Raw genomic sequence first — 23,408 nt, 5'->3', positions numbered from 1 at the left:
CTGATGATCTGAAGGAGTTTTCAGGCTGGAATGTTAACAATAAAAACCTTTTCAGTAGTGATTTTTTAGATCCTTATTTTTATACATTACTGAAATCTTCAGAAGATAATCCGGACCTTAGAAATCTTGGAAAATCAATTTTCTATGATCAGAATTTAAGCGGGAACGGAAAAATGAGCTGTGCAACCTGCCACCTTCAGGAAAATGCTTTTACAGACCTTAAAGCGAAGTCATCAAGTAATGTAGAAGGGAAAACTGTGCTGAGAAATTCACCTACTTTATACAATGCCGTTTTTGCCAAGAGGTTTTTCTATGATCTGCGTGCTTTTTATTTGGAACAGCAGGCTGAACACGTCATTTATAATGAAGATGAATTCAATACAAGTTATGAAAGTATCATTCAGAAATTAAACACAAAACCTGAATACAAAAAAGCATTCCGTACCGCCTTTAAAGATGGTAAAATCAGTAAAGAGAATTTTTCAAAGGCTTTAAGTTCTTATGTAGCCTCATTATATTCTTTTGATAGTGATTTTGACCGTTTCATGAGAAATGAAAAGAATGTTTCTGAGGATGTGAAAAAAGGATTCAATCTGTTCATGGGAAAAGCCAATTGTGCAACCTGTCATTTTGCACCTCACTTTTCAGGATTGGTACCGCCGTTCTTTAACGAAAATGAATCTGAGGTGCTGGGTGTAACTACTAAGCCTGTAAAACAGCTTCCTGTAGAACTGGATCAGGATTTGGGAAGAGGAAACAGCCCGGTGAAAAAGGAGAAATCATGGATTTATGATTATTCATTTAAAACGGTTACCGTAAGAAATATTGCCCTTACTAAACCTTATTTCCATAACGGAGCCTTCAATACTTTACAGGAGGTTCTTGATTTCTATAATGAAGGTGGAGGAGAAGGATTAGGGTTAAAGATGAAAAACCAGACACTTGCTGCTGATAAATTAAATCTTACACAGACCGAAATGAACCAGATTATTGCCTTCCTGAATGCTCTTACTGATGTGAGTAAGGCGAAGTAGAAGCGGTTCGTGGTTCGAGATTCGAGATGCATGAAGCGTGTAATGTTAAGGTATAGATATAGTTTCCTCCAAATAATTAATGAGAGGTTTGAGTGATTTATAAGTGAGAAAAATATAAATGATTCAAGCCTCTTGTTGTGTATTTCATTGCACATTAACCAAGTGTACATAGTTTCAAACCTTCTCATCAATACCTCCAATACTCATTACTCCACACTTATAAACACGCATCTCGTACCACGTATCCCACATCCCGAACCTCGGCAATTTAACAGAAACTTAATCCCCTTAACATTAGGTTTTAAATTAATTAATATTCTCGTTGCTATATTTAAAATCCTATTAACAGGAACCCCATCTTTAAAAAATAGTTTTGCAAGGTCTAATAAATCAATTTAAAATGAAGAAAAAACTACTAACAATTGGAGCATTAGCTATGCTTGCCGAGTCTACCATTCAGGCACAGACTGTTATTTTTGATAAAGGAACATCCTGGAGTTATCAGGACCTTGATCAGGCACAACCTGATGCTTGGAAGACTCAAAATTATGACATCTCTTCCTGGCCTGTTGGTAATGCACCATTAGGGTATGGAGATCCTGTTACTACAACGATCCACGCTGGTGTTGCAAACTTAATTACAGCTTATTTTGCTAAAGATTTTACAGTAAATTTATCTGCACTTACCGATACTATGGAACTTGGGGTAATGAGAGACGACGGTATTGTAGTTTATCTTAACGGTGAGGAAGTAGTAAGGGATAATATGCCTGCAGGTACCATTACATTCAATACTTTATCTAGTACAACAATTGATGGTGCTGCTGAGAATGTGTATAATATTTTTTCTATTCCAAAATCAAAATTTATCAACGGAGTTAACAGAATTTCTGTTGAATTACATAACAGAAGCGCAACCAGTTCAGATCTTAGAATTGATGCTTATCTGAAAACAAAACCTAATACTACACCTACGCCTATTACCTGTAATGCAGCACATATCAGCTGTTTTACCTCTATTGTTCCTACAGCACAAACGGATAAACTTATTATTCCTGGAGAGCACAAATATCAGCTTATTTTAAAAGAAGGGGATAACTATACTGAAGGTGGAGGTTTAGTAGGAGGCCAGAATGACTTTACAGCGTATGTTGCTAAGTCAGGAAGCAGTACAAATGGTTATCTTTCGGTGAACCACGAAACCAATCCTGGTGGAGTAACTATGGCTGAGGTTAATTATAATGCCGCTACAAAACTTTGGCAGCTGACAAGGTCAAGAGCGGTAGGTTTCTCAGATCCTAGTTTGGTGCAGACTATCAGAAACTGTTCAGGAGGCATTACGCCTTGGGGAACAGTAGTTACAGCGGAAGAATCTGTAACCGCTAATGATGTAAACGGAGACGGATACAAAGATTACGGATGGCTTGTAGAAATTGACCCTGCAACAGCTCAGGTTATTTCTAAAAATGCAGACGGTTCTAAAGGAAAGCTTTGGCAGATGGGAATCATGAACCATGAAAATGTGGTCATCAATAATGCGGGAACAGTTGCCTATTATGGAGAAGATGGTGGTACTCACATGGTTTATAAATATGTGATGGATACACCCAATGATCTTTCTTCAGGAAATCTTTATGTATTAAAGTTGGATCAGGGCTTAACAGCGGCAGGAGATCCGGCATCAACTACAGCAACATGGGTTCAGATGCCTAATAAAACTAAGGCAGATCAAAATAATACAGCAACACTTGCTCAATCATTAGGTGGAACAAGATTTAATGGAGTAGAAGATGTAGACATCAGCCCTCTGGATGGTAAGATTTATTTTACAGCAAAAGGATTAGATAAAGTATACCGTTTACAGGATAACGGAACTACCGCTTCTCAGGTAGAAACATTTGTAGGAGGGGCAAACTCTGTATACTCTTTTGAAACGGCACAGGGAACAAAATCCGAAGCTTGGGGCGACGGAAATGACAACCTTACCTTTGATGAACTTGGAAACCTTTGGGTACTTCAGGATGGAGGTAAAAACTATATCTGGGTAATTGCTCCGGATCATACACAGGCCAATCCGAAAGTAAGACTGTTTGCTTCTATGCCGGCAGGATCTGAGCCTACAGGATTAACTTTCACCCCTGACCATAAATTCGGTTTCTTCTCTATCCAGCATCCGGATTCTACCATCTCTACAGATGTTGATGCTACAGGAAATACGATTGATTACAGAGGGAAATCTGCAACAGTGGTTATTGCTCTTAAAGGAAATCTTGGAACACAGGGTTCTCTGGGTACAATTGAAAATGTAGCAGCTGAAAATACGGTAACAGTAGCACCAAATCCTACTTCAGGAATGGTGAAGATCAACTCTCCAAAAGGATTGAAAGGCATTTCAGTAACAGCTTACAGTGTGGATGGTAAAATTGTTTATACCAAAAAGTTCAACGGAACGAATAAGATATTAGATCTTGATTTTACCCAGCAATTGGAAGGATCCCGTGTTTTAATTCTGAATATTGAAGCAGAAGGAGGATTCCAGAAAACCGTAAAACTTTTAAAGAAATAAAGCTATTTATAATTCTGTCTGTCGGTAGCTTTTGTTGCCGGCAGACATTTTATATTGATAAATACGATTTGCAGTCATCATCCGGAAGATATGATTGCATATGACTTTAAAAAAATGAAAAACATCTTCATATGAAAAAGCTTTTCTTACTTATTTCCATGGTGTCACTTTCTCAGGTTAATGCTCAGATTGATCCTGTGAAATATCCAACCTTTACCAATATTGAAGATGCTCTGAACAGTAAAAAGGCTGTTTACAGTATGAGTTTCAGAGAAAAAGGATTGTTTAATCTTCCGCCTCAGATTGTAAAACTGGATTCATTATTTTTTTTGAATATAATGGCAAATAAGCTTGAAAAAATGGATCAGGAGCTTTTCAAATTAAAAGAACTGGAATTTTTAAATGTCAATGAAAACAGTATTAAATATATTCCTGATGAAATCAGTCAGCTTCAAAAACTGACTACGTTTTCCATGAACCTGAATAGCCTTACCAACATTAATCCTAATATTACAAAGCTTCAAAAACTTAAAGCGGTTCATTTTGATGCCAATAACCTTAATACCTTTCCTGAGGCTCTGATGGAAATTCCAGCCTTAGAAGAAATAAACTTACAGGGCAATCAGATCAGTTTTATTGCTGACCGTCTGCATCAGATCAGGAATCTGAAATTCTTAAATCTGGCCAACAACCAGATCAACGATATGGGAAACCTCTCGTTTCCGAAAAACTTAAAATATCTTGAATTACAGCAGAATGCTATTGCAAGGCTTCCTGAAAACCTTTTCAAAGCCCGGGAACTTGAATTTCTGAATGCAAGTGATAATAATATCACAGAAATTTCATCAAAAATAAAAGGATTGAAAAATATCGTCAGCATGAATCTGGCTAACAATAATCTGAAAGATATTCCTGTAGAAATCAGTCAGCTTAAAAATCTGAAAACCTTGATTCTTACAGGAAATCCTATAGAAAAATCTAAAATTGAAAAATTAAAAACCTTACTGCCGGAAGCCCAGGTCTATTTCTAGACCTATCCGCCAACACGTTTGGTTTTATAACCCATATCTTTAAGGATAGCCATTATTTTATCACGGTTATCACCCTGAATGATAATCGTTCCGTCCTTTTCAGAACCGCCTATTCCTAAGGTGGTTTTTATTTTCTTTGAGATTTTTTTCAGATCCTCATCACTGCCTTCCCAACCTTCAACAATTGTTACGGGTTTTCCGTTTCTTCCTTTCTTCTCAAATTTGCATACCAATGGCTCTTTCTGCTTGAATTCTTCTTCAGGCATTTCAAAATCCTGCTCTTCATGTTCAGGAAAAAGATTCTTCAATTGATCACGTAAGTCCATACCGCAAAATTAAAAAAGATTTATGGATTTATAGAGTAAATAAGTCTGAAATTATAAATCCATATTAGATAAATGGATTTAGTTTAGAAACGAAAGAAAGAACGAAACTCAATATAATATTTTATATTTTTGACCGTTAACCTTAAAAACTAAAATGAAAACCAATCACCTTATACTGCTTTCTTTGTTGGCTTTTGGAACAATCAATGCTCAATTTGCAGAAGATCCTCTAAACGCGGTTTTAGAAACGAAAGACGCAAAAAACTTTTGGAAAGCTTTTGATAAAATGGAAACCTCCACTGCCAATCCTTTTGTAGAATACATAGAAAATGGTTCGCCCGGAGTGAAAAGTTTTATCACGAATCGTATCATTAATGCAGATTCTCTGTATGCAACAGTGAAAAAAAATAAAGAAGAATATCTTAAAACCAGACATGTATTAGATGGAATCGGGGCAAAAGATAAAAAATTAAAAGCAAGTTACAGCGCTTTAAAATATTGGTATCCAAAAGCTAAATTCTCAACCGTCTATTTCGTGTATGGCAGAATGAATACAGGCGGGAATTCTTCCAATGAAGGAATTTCAATCGGAACAGAACTGTTTAAAAATCTGGATGGAGTAGTACCTCTCATTGTTCATGAGATGATCCATTTTCAGCAAAATAACAAAGGCAATGAATCTTTATTAAAACAAGCTTTAACAGAGGGCGGAGCTGATTTTATCGCAGAATTTGTTTCCGGAGAGCCCATGAATGTAAAAGCCTTTCAATATGGTGAAGCAAATTCAGACAGGTTATATAAAGAATTCGTAACAAGGTATAAAACTGACGATTTCAGAGATTGGTTTTATTGGACCTCTAAAAAAGACGACAGACCCAATGATTTAGGATACTGGATCGGATACAAAATATGTGAAGCCTATTTCAATAAACAAACAGATAAACATAAGGCAGTACATGATATATTAAACATTGAAGACCCATTTCTATTTTTAAAAGAAAGTGGTTTTCTGGATTCTTATATTCAGTCGTACGCAAAAGAAAAGAATCTAAAGTATGATGATTTTTTCCAGGAATTTTCAGGAGAACCTTCAACAGTAACATTAATAGTGAATGTTCCCGACAAAAATGATGAGGTTTATATTGCAGGAAATCAAAAAGGATTGGGGAGCTGGAGTGCCTCTTCAGTAAAAATGGAAAGAAAAAGTGATTTTGAAAGAACGCTTACTTTAAAAATATATGTACCGGCGCAATTGAAGTTTACCAAAGGAAGCTGGAACCAGGAAGCAGATGTAAAAGGAGTAGAAAAAGGACAGAACATCAAAATCGAAAATGCAAAATCAAATAAGTTTACTTATAAAATTAATAGCTGGTTTAAAAATTAGACTTGAAGCCAGGAATTGAATCTATAATCATCATTTAAAAATCTGCGAAATCAGCAAGATCTGCGAGAATAATAGAGCTCAAAGATTTTGAAGAGGATGCAGATTTTTTTATTTTCTTCCGAATACCTAAAATTCAGAACTCCAAATTCTTCTATTCATCGGAAATTCGGTAAATTTGTGTACTAAAGTTTTACAAAATGTCAAAAAAAGCAATATTAGCAATCCTTGACGGATGGGGATTGGGAACAAACCCTGAAGTTTCTGCCATAGACAAAGCCAATACACCATTTATAGATAGCTGTTACCAAAAATTTCCACACACAACCCTTGAAGCAAGTGGTTTAGCCGTAGGTCTTCCTGCAGGACAAATGGGCAACTCGGAAGTAGGTCACATGAACCTTGGAGCCGGAAGAGTTGTGTACCAAAACCTGGTAAAACTGAATATGGCTGTTGAAAATGGAACTCTGGGACAGGAGAAAGTCATCCAGGATGCTTTTGATTACGCTAAAAAAGAAAATAAAAAAGTACATTTCATCGGATTGGTTTCCAATGGAGGAGTACACTCCCATATCAATCACCTGAAAGGGTTATTAACAGCAGCCAAAGAATTCGGTTTGAATGAAAATGTCTTTGTACACGCATTCACGGACGGAAGAGACTGCGATCCACATTCAGGATTAGGGTTTATTGAAGAGCTTCAGAACCATATGGAAGCCACAACCGGAAAACTGGCTACGGTGGTAGGAAGATACTACGCAATGGACAGAGATAAAAGATGGGAGCGTGTAAAATTGGCTTATGATGCCCTTGTAGAAGGAATCGGATTTGAAACTACAGATGCATTGGCAGCCATCAAAGATTCATATGATAATAATGTTACAGATGAATTCCTTAAACCAATCATTTTAGTCAATACAACCGCTACAGGAAACATTGTGCCGGTGGCTAAAATTATTGAAAATGATGTGGTGATCTGTTTCAATTTCCGTACAGACAGAGGAAGAGAAATTACAGAAGTTCTTTCACAGAAGGATTTCCCTGAATACTCTATGAAGAAGCTTAACCTTTACTATATTACATTAACCAATTATGACAAGACATTCCAGAATGTTCAGGTTGTATTTGATGAAAATGTTTTAACAGAAACAATGGGTGAAGTATTGGAGAAGAATGGAAAAACCCAGATCAGAATTGCTGAAACTGAAAAATATCCACACGTTACCTTCTTCTTTTCAGGAGGAAGAGAACAGGAATTCAATGGAGAAAAAAGACTGTTATGTCCAAGTCCGAAAGACGTTCCTACCTACGATTTAAAACCTGAAATGTCCGCTTACGATATCACCAACGCTATTGTTCCGGAACTGGAGCAGGGAACAGCAGATTTCGTATGCCTGAACTTTGCCAATACAGATATGGTAGGACATACAGGAGTTTTTGAAGCAGCAGTAAAAGCAGCAGAAGTGGTAGACCAATGCATTCAAAAAGTAGCAACAGCTGCTTACGAAAACGGATATGCTGTTTTCATCTTGGCGGACCACGGAAATTCAGATGTTATGCTGAATCCGGACGGAACACCTAATACCCAGCACTCAACCAATTTAGTTCCTTTTATTGTCATGGATAAAGACCATACATGGAGCTTAAAGCCAGGAAAACTGGGCGATGTAGCCCCTACAATCCTGAAAGTAATGGGTGTTGAAATACCAAATGCAATGACAGGAGATATTTTAGTTAGCTAAAATTCAATAATATTGTTAAAAAAATGCCGTTATAGTTATATATCGGCATTTTTTTATGATTTATGTCAGATAAGGTATGAGTTGCATACTTTATTATGCGTTAAATAATAAATAAATCATATCTTTGCTAATTAAAAACTGAATATAAAAATGTATCAAAAGCTTGTTAGGAAAGAAGTAATGGGAATATTGGAAAAGGAAGTAGGTTCTTTTCTTGATAAATTTTTAACGCCGATTGAAAAAATCTGGCAGCCTTCTGATTATTTACCAGATCCTTCAAGCGAAGAATTTAAGCATGATCTTGAAGAAATTCAGACTTTCGCCCGTGAAATGCCTTATGATTTGTTTGTAACATTAATTGGAGACTGTATCACGGAAGAAGCTCTTCCATCTTACGAATCCTGGTTAATGGGAGTTGAAGGAATTGATCAGGAACAAAAAGTAGGCTGGGCAAACTGGGTAAGAGCCTGGACAGCAGAAGAAAACAGACACGGCGATCTATTGAACAAATACCTTTACCTATGCGGTAGAGTCAATATGAGAGAAGTTGAGATCACTACTCAATACCTTATTAATGACGGATTTGATTTGGGAACAAGTATGGACCCATACAGAAACTTCATTTACACAAGTTTTCAGGAAACAGCAACCAATATTTCTCACAGAAGAGTAGGAACATTGGCAAAACAATCAGGAAACGGAAAATTAGCTAAAATGTGTGGAGTAATTGCCGCTGATGAGGCAAGACACGCAAAAGCTTATAAACATTTCGTCGCCAAAATCCTTGAAATAGACCCATCAGAAATGATTCTTGCCTTTGAAGATATGATGCGTAAGAAAATTGTAATGCCTGCTCACTTAATGAGACAGTCAGGACAGAAGGCAGGAGAACTTTGGGGACATTTCTCAGACGCTGCACAGAGATGTATGGTGTACACAGGTCAGGATTATATCAATATTATGAAAGATCTGTTGGATGAATGGAAGATTGAGCACGTAAAAGGCCTTACAGAAAAAGCAGAAAAAGCTCAGGAATACCTGATGAAGCTTCCTGCAAGACTACAGAAGATCACAGACAGAGTTTCTACTCCGGATCTTCAGTTCCAGTTTAGCTGGGTTAAGAGCTAGTAGCCCATATTATTATTTTAAATTATAAAAGTATTGAGTGCCTTTCTTTTTGGCACTCTTTTTATTTCTTATCTTTGCAAAGCTAAAAAAAGAACAAAATGTTAAATAATAAAAAGATTGCTGTTGACTTTGACGGGACTATTGTTGATGATGCTTATCCGGGAATCGGAAAGCCGAAGATCTTCGCTTTTGAGACCTTAAAAAGACTTCAGTCAGAAGGGTACAGACTTATTCTTTGGACATACAGACACGGAAAAACATTGGATGAAGCCGTAGAATTCTGCAAAAAAAACGGATTGGAATTTTATGCTGTAAACTCAAGTTTTGAAGGAGAAGTTTTTGATTCAGAAAACCAATCCAGAAAATTAGATGCAGACTGGTTCATTGATGACAGAAATATTGGTGGATTCCCAGGATGGGGTGAAATCTACAATATTATCCAGGAAAGAATAGAATTCCGCGTAGAAGGAGGAGAAGTTTTGGCTTACTCAAAACTTAAAAAAGAAAAGAAAAAAGGACTTTTCTGGTAAAATAAAAATATAACAATTTAACAGTGTACCAATGAAAAAAACATACTGTACACTGATTTTATAATACATTGGTAAATTAATACAATGATTCAATTAAAAACAATAGACGAATTACGTCTGATGAAGGAGAGCGCCCGATTGGTTTCTAAAACACTAGGGATGCTGGCAAAAGAAATTAAGCCGGGAATTACGACTTTATATTTAGATAAATTAGCACACGATTTTATCAAAGATCATGGTGCTCAGCCTGCATTTTTAGGATACGGAGGGTTTCCGTACTCTCTGTGTATTTCTCCAAATGACCAAGTCGTTCATGGTTTTCCGAATAATGAAGTTATAAAAGAAGGAGATGTTCTTTCTGTAGACTGTGGGGTTATTTTAAACGGGTTCGTAGGAGATCACGCTTATACTTTTGAAATTGGTGAAGTAAAGCCGGAAGTAAAAAAACTGCTGAAAGTTGCTAAAGAATCCCTTTACAAAGGTATTGAGCAATGTATCAGAGGAAAAAGAATCGGAGATATCTCTCATGCAATCCAGGCCCATTGTGAAAAAGAAGGATACGGAGTTGTAAGGGAGCTTGTAGGACATGGTTTGGGAAGACAGATGCACGAAGATCCACAAGTTCCAAACTATGGAAGACAGGGAAGCGGAAAAGTAATCAAAGACGGTTTGGCAATTGCTATTGAGCCGATGATTAACCTTGGAACTGAAAAAGTAAAATTCCACAGTGATGGCTGGACGGTAACTACTTTGGATAACCTGCCGTCTGCACACTTTGAGCATGATGTAGCGGTAATCAACGGTAAGCCGGTATTGCTTTCTACATTTGATTATGTATACGAAGCTTTAGGAATCGTAAGTGACGAAGAAAAGCCTTTCCAACTGGATTTTTAATGAAGAAGATAACTAAGCTTTTACTGAATAAAATTCCACGTCCGATGCTGATTAAAATGAGCATCTGGGCAAGACCGCTTATTTATCAGTTTTTCAAAGGAGATCAGTTTTTTGACCCTATCGACGGAAGATCTTACCGCAAGTTCCTGCCTTATGGGTATGGAAAGCAAAGAGAAAATGCCCTTTCTCCGGGAACATTAAGCCTGGAAAGACACCGTCAGATGTGGCTATATCTTCAGAATGAAACCGATTTTTTCATTAAAAATTATAAAGTACTCCATATTGCTCCCGAACAGGAATTTTTAAAGAAATTCAAAAGAATGAGCAATCTGAATTATATTTCTGCAGATCTGTTTTCTCCCATTGTGGATGTGAAAGCCGATATTCTTGATTTACCTTTTGAGAATGACAGCTTTGATATCGTTTTCTGTAACCACGTGCTGGAACATATTGAAGATGATGCAAAAGCAATGAGTGAGCTGTACAGGGTAATGAAACCCGGCGGATGGGGAATTCTTCAGGTTCCGATGAAAAATTCACTGGAAAAAACCTATGAAGACTTTACCATTACAGATCCGAAAGAACGTCAGAAACATTTTGGACAGTACGATCATGTTCGCTGGTACGGAATGGATTATTTTGACCGTTTGCAAAAAGCAGGTTTTGAAACAGATATCAATTTCTATTCGCAGAAATTTTCTGATGAAGAAATCAAAAAGTATGGGCTAAGAAGCAATGAAATCTTACCTGTAGTTTACAAAAAATAAAAAAACCGCCTTCAAATTCTGAAGGCGGTTTTCATTTTAAATATTGATAGAAGTTTATGCGCTGGTTAGTGTGATGAAGACACCGCTTTTAATCCTACAACAGAACCAATAAGCGTTATAATAAAGAAAACTCTCCAAAAGCTTAGAGGGTCTTTAAAAAAGATAATTCCCATTAAAGCAGTTCCTACCGCTCCAATTCCTGTCCAAACCGCATAAGCAGTACCAATAGGCAATGTTTGTGTTGCTTTAATCAGAAGAAGCATACTGATGGTCATAGTAACCAGAAAGCCTGCAAACCAGTAATAAGATTCAGTTCCTGAGGTTTCTTTTGCCTTTCCTAAACACGATGCAAATGCTACTTCAAATAATCCGGCAACAATTAAGATGATCCAATTCATTTTTTTAAATTTTTCTACTGCAAATTTCAGCATTTAAACGGAGAAACAATTTTACAATTGTTAAAAAATGAGTTTTGGTAGGAAGTTGGGAGCTGGAAGAGGGAAGTTATGATAATCCGAACCGGATTTCTGTTTTTTTATCAATGAATATTTTTAGGCTGTAATATCAATAGGAGCGGGCTTTAGCCCGCTCTCAATATAAATAACCATTCCTTCGGCTTTAGCCAAAACTTTAAATGCTTCTTAAATAATAGAATTTATATACAATTGTACATTAAACTGTTATTCAATTATTTTGCTCTGTCATGCTGGATATAACATAGTGAAAAGAGGAATCTGAACTAAAAATTAGATTCTTCCTTCGTCAGAATGACAATGGAAAATTATATTGAAGAATCTTAATTAATAAAATTTCAGATCATATTAAAGACTGCCAGAACTTCCGCCCTCCATCTTCCAGTTCCCATCCATAAAACAGCAGCCTACTTAATCTCCGCCCGGATTCTGCTCAAGCTAACCTGCGTAATTCCCAGATAAGAAGCAATGTGCCCAAGCTGAACTCTTTTAAGCAAGTCGGGCTGATACTGGATAATATCTTTGTAGCGCTCCAGAGATGTTTTAAATTGTCTTGAAATAATCAGCTCTTCCGATTTTATCATTTCTGCTTCAGCCAGTTTTCTGCCCCAATTGGCAATATGAATATCTTCATTAAAGAGTTTTCTCAGATTCTCTGTTTCCAGAATGTACAGATCACAGTCTTCAAGTAGCTCTATACTTTCATAGCCAGGCTTGTCTTCTACATAACTTTTCATGGAAAGAACGCATTGTCCTTCACTTCCGAACCAGAATGTAATATCATTATCCGAAGTAGAAGAATAAGCGCGGGCAATTCCTTTACGGATAAAATAAACATAGGGAATAACCTTATCAGCTTCCATCAGACAATAGCCCTTAGGGTGTGATACTTCGGTAATGTATGCTTTTAAGTTATTTTTTGAGGCTTCCGGAAGGATGTAAATCTGGTCAAGGATCTGGTCTATATTCATAAAAGATGAATTCTAATATTCAAAAATATCAGTTTTAGGCAATGCAATACAAAATTATTTTGTGGTTTTTGCGAGAAAGGAATACAATGAGCAGTATATTGATGTGTAACTTTATTAAAGGAGGATCATATTAAGGTTCTGATATTCTTCTGCATACCCATGAAAATCTAAAATTTTCAAAACTTAAGTGCTCTTTCTGCAGCATCACTTTAAACTTCTAAAGTGAACTTAAGTGTTTTAAAAAAAACTTTTGTGACTTTGTGGTTACAATAGATAGGTTAAAAAAAACTAACGTCGGAACCTGTTCAGAAATCTTTTTGAAATACACCCAAAGGCAAATAACTCTCTTTTTTCGGTTAAATATTGAGATTAACCGTAAAGACCAATTTTGTTTTACTAACTTTGCAGTTCGTAATATTATTTTTATGCACAAAGCTGGATTTGTAAACATAGTTGGAAAGCCCAATGCCGGAAAATCAACACTTCTTAACCAATTGATGGGAGAGAAGCTGGCGATTGTAACGCAGAAAGCCCAGACAACCCGTCACAGAATTTTTGGTATTTATAATGAAGAGGACCTTCAGATCGTATTTTCCGATACTCCGGGAGTATTGGATCCTAAATACGGATTGCAGGAAAAGATGATGGATTTTGTAAAGGATTCCCTTCAGGATGCCGATGTATTCCTGTTTATTGTTGATGTAACAGACAAAGCAGAGCCTTCAGAGTTCTTAATTGATAAATTAAATAAAATCCCCGTTCCTGTACTTTTATTATTAAATAAAGTAGATCAGACTGATCAGGCAGGACTTGAAAAATTAGTTGAAGATTGGCACAACAGGATTCCAAAAGCGGAAATCCTTCCGATCTCTGCTCTGAATGCCTTTAATACAGAAGTTATTTTACCTAAATTAAAATCTTTATTACCCGAAAACCCACCTTACTACGATAAGGATCAGTATACAGATAAGCCGGAAAGGTTCTTTGTAAATGAAGCAATCCGTGAGAAAATCCTTTTGAACTATGATAAGGAAATTCCATATTCTGTGGAAGTGGTAACTGAGCAGTTCAAAGAAAAAGAAGGGATTATTTTCATTGATTCTATTATTTATGTAGAAAGAGATACCCAAAAAGGAATCATTATCGGACATAAAGGTGAAGCTATCAAAAAGGTAGGTACAGAAGCAAGATTAGACCTTGAGAAGTTCTTTTCCAAGAAAATTCACTTAAATTTATTTGTGAAAGTGAAAAAAGACTGGAGAAAGAATGACAGAGACCTTAAAAATTTTGGTTACAGATAGACTAAAAATGCTGTAAAGCCCGTTGTATTAAAAGATTTTTATTACCTTAGTCTAAATTTTTTAGTAAATGAACTACAATAATTCAAATTCGAGCTCAATACCTAAAGATATTATTTTATTAGCAGTGAGAGTGTTTGTTGGTTTTGCAATGCTTTCTCACGGATACCCGAAACTTCAAATGCTGTTGGCAGGCGGTAAAATTGAATTTTTCGATTTTCTGGGAATGGGGCCGCTTGTTACTCTTATTCTTACTGTAATTGCTGAGTTTGTTTGTTCAATTTTGTTAATATTAGGGCTTTTTACAAGGGTTTCCTTGGGGTTCCTGATCTTTACAATGGTTATTGCAGGATTTGTAGTTCATGGAGCAGATCCTTTTGAAAAAAGAGAAATGAGTCTTATTTATCTTTCTGTATATCTTCTTCTGATGATTATCGGAGCTGGAAAAGTTTCTGTAGATCATCTGATTGAAAGAAGAAAAAGAGCTTCAGACTGGTAGAAATTATACAGTATAAAATAAAAAGAGCATCTTCGGATGCTCTTTTTTGTTGGAGTTATTTTTAGGAATGTCTTTATTATCGGGGATTTCAAGTGAATTTTTCTATCGTAATTCTCTCAAAAATCACTACATTCGTAGAAAATGAATCTATATGAAGATAAAACTGACAATCTGCCTTCTGGCATTTCTCAATTTTTATGATGCACAGGAGAATATTACTTATCAAAAACCTTCTGCCGAAATCCTGAAACTGGCAGATTATGAAAGACCACCGTCTGTTCTGATGAATAACAAAAAAGACTGGGTGGTTTTTACTTACCGTTCAACGTATAAGACATTGGATGATCTTAACCAGCAGGAAATGAAGCTGGGTGGTTTAAGAATTAATCCGGTTACCAATATTGCAAGTACTACTACGTATTTCAATAATCTTAAAATAAGAAAGTTCAGCGATAAAAATGAGGTTCAGGTGAAAAACCTGCCTTCTGGAGCTAAAATAGCCTATGTACAGTTTTCACCAGACGAAAAGAAGCTGACTTTTACCAATACAACCAATAGAGGAGTAGAGTTGTGGATCGTAGACTTGGAAACTGCTGCAGCCAAAAAGATTACAGGAGATATCCTGAATGCCAATTTAGGAACTCCGTATCTGTGGTATAATGATTCCCAAAGTTTATTAATCAGAACCCTGCCTCAAAACAGACCTGCTTTAATTGATTCGGGAAAAGACCTTCCAACAGGCCCTATTGTGTCTACTGCAGATGGAAAGGTTTCACAGAACAGAACTTATCAGGATCTTTTGAAAAATCCTCAGGATGAGAAGAACTTTGAAACATTAGTAACTTCTGAAGTTTTCAATGTAGATCTGAACGGAAACCTTAAAAAGGTAATGAATCAGGATATGTACACAGGATTAAGTTTTTCTCCTGACGGAAACTACCTGTTATCTACCGTTATTAAAAAGCCATTCTCTTATATTGTTCCCCTAAGCAGATTTCCTATGACTACAACCGTATATGATACGAAGGGAAATGCTGTAAAAGTGGTGAATGAAATTCCCCTGAATGAAATTATGCCTAAAGGTTTTTCATCTGTAAGAACCGGAAAAAGAGAAATGTCATGGAGAAGCGATGCTCCGGCAACATTAGTCTTTACAGAAGCTCTTGATGGTGGAGATCAATATAAAAATGCAGAATACAGAGATGAAATCTTCACCTGGGAAGCTCCGTTTAATGCAGCTCCGAAATCATTCTTCAAAATCAAGCAGAGATTTAATGACGTAGAGTGGACGAATGACCACTATGCCTTAGTTTCTGAGGAATGGTATGACACCAGAAATACCAAAACTTTCCTGATTGATCTTAATAATGGTGAATCAAAAGTTATTGATGATAGAAATTCTCAGGACGTTTACAGCGATCCGGGGAAATTCAATACAGTAAAAAACCAATATGGCAGATCTGTTATTGATCTGAAGGGCGGAAAAGCTTATCTGATGGGTGACGGATTTACAAAAGATGGCCAACATCCGTTTGTGGATGAAATGGATATCAAATCCCTGAAGAAAAAAAGACTGTATACTTCTAATCTTAAAGGCGCTAAAGAAAGTATTGTAGATATTTTAAATCCTTCAAAAGGAGAAATCTTAACAACGCAGGAGTCATCAAGCCAATATCCAAACTTCTATAAAAAGAATATTAAGTCCAATAAGGCTGAAGCGGTAACTCATTTTGCTAATCCTTTTGAAAGTATTAAAGATGTTTACAAAGAAGTCATTACTTATAAGCGAAATGATGGTGTTACCTTGAATGGAACCCTTTATCTGCCTGCTAATTATGACAGAAAAGCTAAAAAAGAGAAATTACCTTTATTGATCTGGGCTTATCCGAGAGAATATAAAGATAAGAATACAGCAGGACAGAGTACACAAAACGACAATGACTTTACTTTTCCTTATTACGGATCTTTCGTTTACTGGGTAACTAAAGGATATGCCGTTTTAGACAATGCAGCATTCCCGATTATCGGAGAAGGAAAAACGGAGCCCAATGATACCTTCATTACTCAATTGGTTGCGGATGCGGATGCAGCTATTAATGCGGTAGACCAGTTAGGATATATTGATAAAAAGAAAGTCGCTGTAGGTGGTCACTCTTATGGCGCATTTATGACAGCGAATTTATTGACGCATTCCAAGCTTTTTGCTTGTGGTATTGCAAGAAGTGGTGCTTATAACAGAACGCTGACACCTTTTGGATTCCAGAGTGAACAGAGAAATTATTGGGACGTTCCGGAGATCTATAACACGATGTCTCCGTTTATGAATGCGGACAAAATGAAGACTCCACTGCTTCTGATTCATGGTGATGCAGACAATAACCCAGGAACTTTTACTTTGCAGACGGAAAGATATTTCCAGGCATTGAAAAACCTTGGCGCACCGGTAAGAATGGTTCTTCTTCCAAAAGAATCCCACGGATACCAGGCTAAAGAGAATATTTTCCACGTTTTATGGGAGCAGGATCAGTTCCTTGAAAAATGTCTTAAAAAATAATACAAAAAGGCTGTCTCAGAAATGGGACAGCCTTTTTATTTTTATGGATGATAATAAAAGCAAGGTGATGCTTTATTTACTATTTTAAGAATTTAATAATTTCAATGATTAAAGAAATGATAAGATTTCATTGATAGCTTTCAATTCCATAAAGTTTTCATGTTCCAGATTCACATCATGCTGTTCGTGGCTCCAGGTAATATGATAAGGAATATGTGCTGCTGATCCACCAATTTCCAAAACTGGTAAAACATCAGATTTAATGGAGTTTCCAAGCATCAGGAAATTCTTCGGCTGACAATCGAGATGCTTTAAAAGTTTTTGATAATCATTTTCTTTTTTATCACTCATGATTTCAATATGATGAAAATAGTCCTGTAATCCTGAATTTTTCAACTTACGTTCCTGATCCAGTAAATCTCCTTTCGTAGCTACAACAAGTCTGTATTTCCCCTTTAAACTTTCAAGAGTTTTTGTAACGCCGTCTAATAGTTCAATCGGTTTCTGAAGAAGTTCCTGGCCCAGCTCGATAGCTTTATTCACCAATTCCAGGGATGCTGTATTATTGGAAACTCTTCCAATCGTTTCAATCATGCAAAGCATAAATCCTTTACTCCATATCCATATAAATGAAGATTTTTCATTTCTGTTTTAAAAAGCTCCTGAGATACGGAATGAAGGGGAAGATAGTCTTCAAGCAATGCACAGAATTTATTTTCTGCTTCCTGGAAATAAGGTTCGTTAATCCAAAGGGTATCATCTGCATCAAAAGCTATGGTGGTAATGTGATTATTCATTTTAGTTTTGTAAATTTCTGCTTCAAATTTCCATATAAAAAATAAACCAACAAAGGACAATTGTCCCGGAAATCTATGTTACGAACCAATCAGTCATTTTTAAGCCATCTTGAAGAGCTTTACCGGAAACAAACCGGAGAGAATATTATTCTGGAATCCTTTTCCAAAGGACAGAAATTATTGATCCAGGATCACTCTGTTTCTAAAGTAATGTTGATAAAAGAAGGCATCACAAAGTGCTATTTTGAAGAAGAAAACGGAAAAGAATATATCGTTGAGTTCCTGGGAAGCGGAGAAATTCTCGGCGAAGTAGAGCTGATTAAAAATATTCCTTGTCTGTGTGGTATTGAAGCATTAACGGAAGTTGTAGTGTACACGATAAGTCTGCCTTATTTTAATGAATTGATTCAAAAAGATCTTATCCTGAATAATTTACTGCTAAATTCCTTTGCAGAGCGCATTATCAATACTTCAAGCAGGGCCTCATATCAGCAGCTTTATACGGTAGAACATACCCTTACACAGTTGCTTAAAATGCAGTCTAAACAGAATATTCAGATTTCTAAAGAAGATATGGCTGCCTACCTCGGAATTACAGTAAGAAGCCTGAACAGGATTTTGAAGGATCTACAATAAGTGTTGTTGGAAAACGCTAAGGCGCAAAGAATTATAATACTAACTGTTTTTAAGACGCAAGAGAATCAAAGATTTTCAGCAGAGAAAATACTTTAGTTTATAAAATGCTAATATATTATTCGTGAATTCGTAGCCATAACATATGCAGGATTCAATTTTATCGCGGATAAAATCTTTGCACCCTAAAAATATTCATCCTTAAAATACAATTGCGCCTTTGCGCATTTCAACATAAATGAATGTGTTTAAATTGTTTTTTTTAAGTTTTTACTATTGTTTTTATGGGGTGTATTGGTTTTTATTTTAAAAATATTGTAATTTGAATTAAATAAATAGGGGTGCTTTAAAAAATTATTATTTTTGTATCATAAATATTGAGTAAAAATATCCATGGGAAATTTAAAATTCAGAAATGCCGGATTAGCGGATTTAAATAAAATTGTAGCCATTTACAACTCAACCATTGCTTCAAGAATGGTAACTGCAGATGTAGAAGAGGTTTCCGTAGAAAGTAAAGTGCAATGGTTCAATGAACATAACCCTGAAACCAGACCGCTTTGGATGGTAGAAGATGCTGATGGGCAGATTGTAGGCTGGGTAAGTTTTAGTTCATTTCATGAAAGACCTGCGTATAGCGGAACCGTGGAAGTAAGTATTTATCTGGATGAAAGCTGCAGGGGAAAAGGCTATGGTAAAATAATTCTTCAATATTGTATTGATAATGCAGGAAGATTTGGAGTAATTAATCTTGTAGCGCTTATTTTTCTTCACAATGAACCGAGTTTAAAACTATTCAGACACTTTGGTTTTGAAGACTGGGGAACGCTTCCAAATGTGGCTGTTTTGGATGGCATTGAAAGAAGTCTGAAGATTTTAGGGAAAAGAATCAAATAAAATAAAAAAGGTTATCTCATTTTGGGATAACCTTTTTCTTTGCTGTTGTTTAAAAGTCTCTCGCATATTTAGCTGATAGCGCAGATGCTTATGTGAATATAAATTTGTGTAAGTATGAATTATTATAAAGTCTAAGTGTAGAAAATTTAATAGGGATGAGCTTTAGCCCATTTATAATAAAAGATCTGTCTACCATTGACTTTCGCCAAAACTTATTTAGAAGGTTATAAAACTATTTCTATAAACCTTTTCCTCAGTTTACTTTTTGTATTAAAATCTGCGTAATCCGCTAAATCTGGAGAAAATAAAAAAAGCTGTTTCAATTGAAACAGCTTTTAGCATATTATGCATTCTGCTTAATTCGCTTTGCAGACATATTCAGGAATCGTTTAACAAGGAAAACTGCTGAAACAGTTAATCCCAATCCTAGAGCGATCCACATTCCGAAAGCGCCCATTTCCAATGTTACACAAAAGAAATATCCTAAAGGAATGGTAATCACCCAATAGGCGATAAAAGTGTAAATTGACGGGATTTTTACATCCTGCAACCCTCTCAGTGTTCCTAAAGCTGTTACCTGGATACCATCAGAAAGCTGGAATAAAGCAGCAATAATCATCAGTTTTGAAGCTAATGCAATTACTTCAACTTCTTCTTTCTTTGTGAAGAAAGTAGGTAAAATGTTTCTTCCAAGAATGAAAACCAATCCGCAGATGCACATAAAGATAAAAGCAATCTTTAAGTTATTGATCCCAACCTTTCTCAGCTCAACAAAGTTCTGTTCTCCCAGTTTTCTTCCGATCATAACGGTAGAAGCCACACTGAACCCAACGCAAAGGTTGAAAGTAAATGAAGCCATGCTCAGGGCGATCTGGTGAGAAGCAATATCATGGGCAGAAATTAATCCACAGATGAAAGCTGCCCCTGCAAAAGCTGTTACTTCAAAGAACATCTGTAAAGCTGTTGGCAGTCCTAATCTTACCATTTTATCAAACATTGCTTTTGAGAAGTTTTGAATTTTTAATGAAAAATCCTTGATATAACGTCTCGTTCTTTCTTCCTTCAGTAATACAAAATAAAGGAAAACCACCATGAAAATTCTGGAGATTAAGGTTGCTAAAGCAGAACCTTTTACACCCATTGGAGGTAATCCCCAAAGTCCTTTAATGAACACATAGTTTAAAGCAATATTGATAACGTTGGCAATGATGGTGGCCTTGGTTACTCCAATCGTATAGGAAAGCCCTTCAGAAACCTCACGAAGGGTTTGAAATGCCATAAACGGAATCATACTGATAACCATAATACTCAGGAAGTCTACTGTATCAGGAATAATCTTTGCAGGCTGTCCTGAGTGATAGAGTAGAGGCATTCCTAAGAGAAGAATCACCATAAGCAATATTCCTACCGTCATATTGATAATGAAACCATGACTGAACACAGAGTTGATCGTATCATGATCCTGTTTTGAATGCGCTTCCGAAACCAATGGCGGTATGGCAAATGAAAAACCAAGTGCCAGTACAAATATGGAGAAGAACACCGCATTCCCTAATGAAACAGAGGCTAATGCATCTGCCCCTAGTAGTTTTCCGACAATAATATTGTCAAATAAATTCACTGAAACTTGCCCTACCTGGGTGAGCATCACAGGCAGAGCTAAAGTCAGGCATTCTTTTGTGTAGTTTTTGTTTAAAAAATTCATAATATTTTAAGATTCATATAGTTTATCATTTATAGTCAAAAAAAAATTTGCAGTAGTACTACTGCAAATTTTTATGTATTGTAATAATAGTTGTATTATTTCCTTACAAAACTTGCAACGTCACTTTCAGAAACAGTGTTTCCACCAAGAATAATCAATCTTTCCACAACATTCCTTAATTCTCTGATATTTCCAGTCCACGAAAGCGATTTTAAAGCATCAATAGCTTTATCATCGAACTTTTTCACAGCAGTACCGTGCTCATCAGCAATCATACCGGAGAAATGTTCAACCAATAATTTGATATCATCTTTTCTGTCATCCAATGGCGGAACGTAGATTTCAATTACAGAAAGTCTGTGGTAAAGGTCTTCTCTGAATTTCCCTTCCTCAATCTCTTTCTGCATATTTTTGTTGGTTGCTGCAATTACTCTTACATCAACTTTTATTTCTTTATCGCTTCCTACAGGAGAAACTTTGCTTTCCTGAAGTGCTCTCAATACCTTAGCCTGAGCGATAAGGCTCATATCACCAATCTCATCAAGGAAAATCGTTCCACCGTTTGCCTGCTCGAATTTTCCTTGCTTATCTTTAATAGCGCCGGTAAAAGATCCCTTTACGTGTCCGAAAAGCTCAGACTCAATAAGTTCAGATGGAATTGCCGCACAGTTTACCTCTACCATGGGTCCTCTTGCACGCTCACTTTGGTTGTGGATAGCATGAGCTACCAATTCCTTTCCGGCACCGTTCGGTCCTGTAATAAGAACTCTGGCATCAGAAGCCGCTACCTTTTCGATCATATCCTGAATCTTCTGCAATGCAGGAGAGTTCCCGATCATTTGGTATTTTTTATTGACTTTTCTCTTTAAGGTTTTATTTTCAGTCTGAAGACTTTTGTTTTCTTTCTTCAGTGTTTCTTTTGCTAAAGCATTTTTTACACTCGTAATAAGTCTGTTGATATCAATAGGCTTGGAAATAAAGTCGTATGCACCCTCTTTCAGGCAGGAAACGGCAGAATCAATGTCTGCGTGGCCTGAAATCATGATGAATGTAGTTTCAGGTTTCAACACGAGACTCTGCTTTAAAAGCTCGGTTCCTGAAAGTTTAGGCATTTTGATATCAGAGATCACCAACGCGAAATCTTCTTTTTCTACCTGTTTGTAACCTTCAAGGCCGTCTTCGGCGATAACAAATTCATAATCTGTAAGTTCGTCAGAAAGAATACTGTGAAGTACTCCTGAGATTGCTTTTTCGTCTTCTACTATAAGGATTTTTTGCATAGTCGCAAATTTAAATTTTTTGTTTCAATTATTAGCAAAAATCATACCTAAATATTCTGTAAATATTCTATTGGGAATAGTCTCTTCTTCCGAAAATTGCAGATCCTACTCTTACAGAATTCGCACCACATTCAATTGCTGTTGGGAAATCATCACTCATTCCCATTGATAAGGTTTCTAAAGGTTTTAGTTGATTTAATTCATCAAAAAGTGCCTTTAAAGTTAAAAATTCTTTTCTGATCTGTGGTTCATTATCAGTAAAAGTTGCCATTCCCATTAATCCGGTAATTTCAATATGTGGGAAATTGCCATCAATATACTGTTGGAAAAGTGCTTTTGCTTCTGAAGTTTCAAGCCCGAATTTGCTTTCCTCTGCTGCAATTTTTACCTGAAGTAATACTTTAATAGATCTGTTGTTCTTACCAGCTTCTTTGTTGATTTCAGACAATAGCTTCTCTGAATCCACACTTTGAATGGTATCTATGAACGGCGCAATATACTTTACTTTATTGGTTTGAAGATGTCCAATCAGATGCCACTGGATGTCCTGCGGCAGGAGAGGAGCTTTTTCCATCAGTTCCTGAACCTTATTTTCGCCAAAAATCCTTTGACCAAGATCATATACCTCCTGAATAGCAGAAACCGGATGCGTTTTTGAAACGGCAACCAGTTGAACATCTGCTGTAAGCTGATCCTGTATTTTTTTATAATTTTCCTTAATACTCATACATGCAAATTTCTGAAATTTAGGCTAAGGTTCAAAGTTTAAACTCATGGAAAACAGATTTTCTTAAGCCTTCGATTAATTCAGTACTTCATTAATCTTTGGATATTGAGAAATTTTTCTGAAAACAAACTTGTTGCTTTTTTGCAATTTTTCAATGAACAGGTCTAATTCGTTA

At 36.2% G+C, this 23,408-nt stretch carries 20 protein-coding genes and 1 pseudogene; 14 read left to right on the top strand and 7 right to left on the bottom strand.

Features of this window, described 5'->3' with window-relative positions:
• The 3 genes from BBH99_RS16355 to BBH99_RS16345 form a co-directional block, all read left to right on the top strand.
• Positions 1 to 1,034: cytochrome-c peroxidase (locus BBH99_RS16355; protein WP_317041503.1), on the top strand; the 1,034-nt coding region annotated here is incomplete at its 5' end.
• Positions 1,035 to 1,434: 400 nt separating this feature from the next.
• The gene (locus tag BBH99_RS16350) at positions 1,435 to 3,600 is read left to right on the top strand and encodes an alkaline phosphatase PhoX (protein WP_066698057.1); all 2,166 of its coding nucleotides are present in this window, start codon (positions 1,435 to 1,437) and stop codon (positions 3,598 to 3,600) included.
• A 131-nt stretch (positions 3,601 to 3,731) separates the two neighbouring features.
• On the top strand, positions 3,732 to 4,631 hold the full coding sequence (locus BBH99_RS16345; RefSeq protein ID WP_066698055.1) for a leucine-rich repeat domain-containing protein: 900 nt from the start codon (positions 3,732 to 3,734) through the stop codon (positions 4,629 to 4,631).
• 2 nt (positions 4,632 to 4,633) lie between these two features.
• On the opposite strand, the gene BBH99_RS16340 is transcribed toward BBH99_RS16345, so the two are convergent.
• A complete protein-coding gene (locus BBH99_RS16340; RefSeq protein ID WP_066698054.1) occupies positions 4,634 to 4,957 on the bottom strand; it encodes a translation initiation factor in 324 nt (107 codons plus the stop codon).
• 154 nt (positions 4,958 to 5,111) lie between these two features.
• On the opposite strand from BBH99_RS16340, the gene BBH99_RS16335 reads away from it, so the two are divergent.
• From BBH99_RS16335 to BBH99_RS16310, 6 genes are all read left to right on the top strand, one after another.
• The gene (locus BBH99_RS16335; protein ID WP_066698052.1) at positions 5,112 to 6,341 is read left to right on the top strand and encodes a DUF2268 domain-containing putative Zn-dependent protease; all 1,230 of its coding nucleotides are present in this window, start codon (positions 5,112 to 5,114) and stop codon (positions 6,339 to 6,341) included.
• Between the two features lie 197 nt (positions 6,342 to 6,538).
• On the top strand, positions 6,539 to 8,080 hold the full coding sequence (gene gpmI / locus BBH99_RS16330) for a 2,3-bisphosphoglycerate-independent phosphoglycerate mutase (RefSeq protein WP_066698049.1): 1,542 nt from the start codon (positions 6,539 to 6,541) through the stop codon (positions 8,078 to 8,080).
• A gap of 150 nt (positions 8,081 to 8,230) precedes the next feature.
• Positions 8,231 to 9,208, top strand: coding sequence for an acyl-ACP desaturase (locus BBH99_RS16325; protein ID WP_066698046.1), 978 nt, complete (start codon positions 8,231 to 8,233; stop codon positions 9,206 to 9,208).
• Between the two features lie 98 nt (positions 9,209 to 9,306).
• Entirely contained in the window at positions 9,307 to 9,738 is a 432-nt protein-coding gene (locus BBH99_RS16320; RefSeq protein WP_066698043.1) for a BT0820 family HAD-type phosphatase, read from the top strand.
• An 84-nt stretch (positions 9,739 to 9,822) separates the two neighbouring features.
• Positions 9,823 to 10,632 carry a type I methionyl aminopeptidase gene (gene map, locus BBH99_RS16315; RefSeq protein WP_066698041.1) on the top strand — a complete coding sequence of 270 codons (810 nt, stop codon included), beginning with the start codon at positions 9,823 to 9,825 and terminating at the stop codon, positions 10,630 to 10,632.
• Positions 10,632 to 11,399 (top strand): class I SAM-dependent methyltransferase, encoded by a 768-nt coding sequence (locus tag BBH99_RS16310; RefSeq protein ID WP_066698040.1) that lies wholly within the window; start codon positions 10,632 to 10,634, stop codon positions 11,397 to 11,399. The genes map and BBH99_RS16310 overlap by 1 nt, the downstream gene beginning before the upstream one ends.
• Before the next feature lie 65 nt (positions 11,400 to 11,464).
• On the opposite strand, the gene BBH99_RS16305 is transcribed toward BBH99_RS16310, so the two are convergent.
• Both BBH99_RS16305 and BBH99_RS16300 read right to left on the bottom strand, forming a co-directional pair.
• Positions 11,465 to 11,797, bottom strand: a complete 333-nt coding sequence (locus BBH99_RS16305; RefSeq protein ID WP_066698061.1) for a DMT family transporter — start codon at positions 11,795 to 11,797, stop codon at positions 11,465 to 11,467.
• Positions 11,798 to 12,279: 482 nt separating this feature from the next.
• Positions 12,280 to 12,843, bottom strand: a complete 564-nt coding sequence (locus BBH99_RS16300) for a Crp/Fnr family transcriptional regulator (RefSeq protein ID WP_066698038.1) — start codon at positions 12,841 to 12,843, stop codon at positions 12,280 to 12,282.
• 425 nt (positions 12,844 to 13,268) lie between these two features.
• Between BBH99_RS16300 and era the strand changes: the two genes are divergently transcribed.
• The 3 genes from era (at position 13,269) to BBH99_RS16285 (ending at position 17,194) form a co-directional block, all read left to right on the top strand.
• Entirely contained in the window at positions 13,269 to 14,144 is an 876-nt protein-coding gene (era, locus tag BBH99_RS16295; protein ID WP_066698033.1) for a GTPase Era, read from the top strand.
• A 67-nt stretch (positions 14,145 to 14,211) separates the two neighbouring features.
• Complete coding sequence (locus BBH99_RS16290) at positions 14,212 to 14,640, top strand: DoxX family protein (RefSeq protein WP_066698031.1); 429 nt, start codon at positions 14,212 to 14,214, stop codon at positions 14,638 to 14,640.
• A 151-nt stretch (positions 14,641 to 14,791) separates the two neighbouring features.
• Complete coding sequence (locus tag BBH99_RS16285) at positions 14,792 to 17,194, top strand: alpha/beta hydrolase family protein (protein WP_083188857.1); 2,403 nt, start codon at positions 14,792 to 14,794, stop codon at positions 17,192 to 17,194.
• A gap of 108 nt (positions 17,195 to 17,302) precedes the next feature.
• On the opposite strand, the pseudogene BBH99_RS16280 reads toward BBH99_RS16285, so the two are convergent.
• Positions 17,303 to 17,991: pseudogene (locus tag BBH99_RS16280) on the bottom strand (HAD family hydrolase).
• Between the two features lie 75 nt (positions 17,992 to 18,066).
• Between BBH99_RS16280 and BBH99_RS16275 the strand changes: the two are divergent.
• Positions 18,067 to 18,627 carry a Crp/Fnr family transcriptional regulator gene (locus BBH99_RS16275; protein ID WP_066698028.1) on the top strand — a complete coding sequence of 187 codons (561 nt, stop codon included), beginning with the start codon at positions 18,067 to 18,069 and terminating at the stop codon, positions 18,625 to 18,627.
• Between the two features lie 390 nt (positions 18,628 to 19,017).
• Complete coding sequence (locus BBH99_RS16270) at positions 19,018 to 19,521, top strand: GNAT family N-acetyltransferase (protein ID WP_066698026.1); 504 nt, start codon at positions 19,018 to 19,020, stop codon at positions 19,519 to 19,521.
• Positions 19,522 to 19,864: 343 nt separating this feature from the next.
• On the opposite strand, the gene BBH99_RS16265 is transcribed toward BBH99_RS16270, so the two are convergent.
• From BBH99_RS16265 to BBH99_RS16255, 3 genes are all read right to left on the bottom strand, one after another.
• On the bottom strand, positions 19,865 to 21,226 hold the full coding sequence (locus tag BBH99_RS16265; protein ID WP_066698023.1) for an MATE family efflux transporter: 1,362 nt from the start codon (positions 21,224 to 21,226) through the stop codon (positions 19,865 to 19,867).
• Between the two features lie 95 nt (positions 21,227 to 21,321).
• Positions 21,322 to 22,506, bottom strand: coding sequence for a sigma-54-dependent transcriptional regulator (locus BBH99_RS16260; protein ID WP_066698020.1), 1,185 nt, complete (start codon positions 22,504 to 22,506; stop codon positions 21,322 to 21,324).
• Positions 22,507 to 22,573: 67 nt separating this feature from the next.
• Positions 22,574 to 23,233: a YggS family pyridoxal phosphate-dependent enzyme gene (locus BBH99_RS16255; protein ID WP_066698018.1), complete on the bottom strand. Its 660-nt coding sequence runs from the start codon at positions 23,231 to 23,233 to the stop codon at positions 22,574 to 22,576.
• Positions 23,234 to 23,408 lie beyond the last annotated feature (175 nt).

It is taken from the genome of Chryseobacterium contaminans (genome assembly GCF_001684955.1).
In the GTDB taxonomy this organism is placed as follows: Bacteria; Bacteroidota; Bacteroidia; order Flavobacteriales; family Weeksellaceae; genus Chryseobacterium; species Chryseobacterium contaminans.
This window is presented reverse-complemented; position numbering and strand designations above follow the sequence as displayed.